Origin of the sequence: Flavobacterium algoris (assembly GCF_048158525.1) — a bacterium.
Taxonomy (GTDB): Bacteria; Bacteroidota; Bacteroidia; order Flavobacteriales; family Flavobacteriaceae; genus Flavobacterium; species Flavobacterium algoris.
Map to the genome: position 1 here is coordinate 1 of NZ_JBLNKT010000059.1, position 2291 is coordinate 2291.

At 40.5% G+C, this 2291-nt stretch carries 1 pseudogene; it reads right to left on the reverse strand.

The window, feature by feature from the left end:
• Positions 1-2291, reverse strand: a pseudogene (locus ACM55I_RS16270) (hypothetical protein); the annotation flags it as partial.

The following is a 2291-nucleotide window of genomic DNA, read 5'->3' on the forward strand; positions in this document are numbered from 1 at the left end:
CACAAACATCCGTCGCAGTCCAAGTTCTGGTTAGCGTATAGTTGCTGGTACAATTTCCGTTTGTTTTAACTTCTTCGAAAGTCACTACAGGAGCCGCATCACAATTATCAGTAGCCGTTAAAGTAGTAGCAGCAGGAACTGCAGAACATTCAGCGGTTACATCGGCAGGAGTCTCGCTCAATACCGGAGCAGTTTTATCCTGAACGGTAATTACTTGTGCTTTAGAAGCAGTGTTTCCACAAACATCCGTCGCAGTCCAAGTTCTGGTTAGCGTATAGTTGCTGGTACAATTTCCGTTTGTTTTAACTTCTTCGAAAGTCACTACAGGAGCCGCATCACAATTATCAGTAGCCGCTAAAGTAGCTGCAGCAGGAACTGCAGAACATTCAGCGGTTACATCGGCAGGAGCCTCGCTCAATACCGGAGCAGTTTTATCTTGAACGGTAATTACCTGTGCTTTAGAAGCAGTGTTTCCACAAACATCTGTCGCAGTCCAAGTTCTGGTTAGCGTATAGTTGCTGGCACAATTTCCGTCAGTTCTAACTTCTTCGAAAGTCACTACAGGAGCCGCATCACAATTATCAGTAGCCGTTAAAGTAGCTGCAGCAGGAACTGCAGAACATTCAGCGGTTACATCGGCAGGAGCCTCGTTCAATACCGGAGCAGTTTTATCTTGAACGGTAATTACTTGTGCTTTAGAAGCAGTGTTTCCACAAACATCTGTCGCAGTCCAAGTTCTGGTTAGCGTATAGTTGCTGGCACAATTTCCGTCAGTTCTAACTTCTTCGAAAGTCACTACAGGAGCCGCATCACAATTATCAATGGCCGTTAATGTAGAAGCAGCAAGAACAGCAGAACATTCTGCGGTTACATCGGCAGGAGTCTCGCTCAATACCGGAGCAGTTTTATCCTGAACGGTAATTACCTGTGCTTTAGAAGCAGTGTTTCCACAAACATCTGTCGCAGTCCAAGTTCTGGTTAGCGTATAGTTGCTGGCACAATTTCCGTCAGTTCTAACTTCTTCGAAAATCACTACAGGAGCCGCATCACAATTATCAGTAGCCGTTAAAGTAGCTGCAGCAGGAACTGCAGAACATTCTGCGGTTACATCGGCAGGAGCCTCGCTCAATACCGGAGCAGTTTTATCTTGAATTTTTATTGTTTGAATTGCTTTAGAAAAATTACCACAAGCGTCTGTAACCGTCCATGTTCTTGTAATGACTTTATTGCTTGTACAAGAACTGGCTGGGGTTAAACAAATACTGTTAAAATCTATGCTTCCATTTACATTTGCTTGTTTTCTTGAATAAATAAACCAAGTACCATTCATTGGTCCAGTAAGATTTTCAAAACTTGATACATAAGAAGTTAACCCATTGATTATATTTGGAGATGTAGTTCCTCCGTTTGGAGTCATATTTTGATTTATCCCATCTTGAATAAAATTAGCATTATTCCATTGAGTGTAACCAGAGCTATTTGGATAAAATACAGGTAAATATAATTCTTGTGAATTCGATGTAGCATCATCACAATTTCCACCTGTACAATATGGACCAACTAATATCACTCCTTGTCCGCTAGGAGAAACTAAAGTGAATTCAGCTCTTCCTTTTCCTTGATTTGTTTCAAAGGATAAAGCAATTTTTTCAATATTACTTGCTGATAAATCATCAAATCCTGAAATAGTAAAGGGAAAATAATTACCATTTCCAGCATTTATGGATCCATTGTTTTCTGTAACTCCAAAACATTCTGTATCGATATAAGTAGCTGTTGGATTTGAATCACATGCGTCGTTTATGTTTGTTACTGTACCTGTTACAGAAGGATTGCTGTTTGCGATGCAATTTGCACCAGCATTTATGGTAATATTTGTTGGTACTGTAAAAGTAGGAGCAGTGATGTCTTGAACATTGATTTTTTGTGATTTTGTTGAAGTATTGCCACAATCGTCAACAGCTGTCCAAGTTCTTGTTACAGAATAAGAACCTGCACATTGATCTTGAGTAGTTACATCGCCAAAAGTTAAAGAAACAGATGTGTCTACATTGTCCGTTGCAGTTGCTTGTGCAAACTCAGGTTTTGCAGGACAATTAATTGTTGTTTCATTTGGTAATTGACTAATTACTGGAGGAGTACCGTCACCGTCAGTTATGGTAACGTCTTTATTTACAGTACATAATTTCGCATCTGTAATAGTGAAGGTATGCAATCCGGCATTCAATCCTGTTTGTGCAGGAGTGATTGTATAAGGAGCAGTTCCCCCGGCAGGGTTAATGGTAGCAGTA